The organism is Cognatundibacterium luofuense, assembly GCF_018139685.1.
GTDB lineage: Bacteria > Pseudomonadota > Gammaproteobacteria > Burkholderiales > Burkholderiaceae_D > Undibacterium > Undibacterium luofuense.
The window spans coordinates 1-452 of record NZ_JAGSPN010000148.1 but is presented as its reverse complement, the minus strand read 5'-3'; the positions used below and the strand labels follow the sequence as shown (position 1 = coordinate 452).

Here is a 452-nt window from a genome sequence, read left to right as displayed (position 1 = left end):
AAGGCATTGCCCTTGCCGAGTGCGCTTTCGGCATTGCGCGCACGCTGCACCAGCTCGCTGTATTGCGCGGCATAGTCTGCGTTTTGATAGGCTGTCAGGAAATCCACACGACGTTTGATCAGGCTGTCCAGGCTCTGCGGCATTTGCAGCACGACCTTCTGTGCCGGGAAGGCAACCGCTTCGACCCGCGCCAGATCAACAGCAGCGCGACGCCCCCAGAGGAAGGCTTTTTTATTGGACTCTATCGCAACGCCATTGAGTTCTATAGCACGCATCAGTGCAGCTTCCGATACCGGGATCGCCCCTTTTTGATAAGCGAAACCCAGCATGAACAAATTGGTTGCAATCGAGTCACCCATCAGCGCGGTGGCCAGACGGGTCGCATTGATGAAATCAACCTTGCCGCTTACCGATTCGCTGATCAGATGTTCGACTGACTCCAGCGGGAACTG

General features: G+C 56.0%; 1 protein-coding gene. It reads right to left on the bottom strand.

Features of this window, described 5'->3' with window-relative positions; translation table 11 throughout:
* A partial coding sequence (locus KDM89_RS19760; RefSeq protein WP_212689596.1) for a DUF6537 domain-containing protein occupies positions 1-452 on the bottom strand: 452 nt, incomplete at both ends.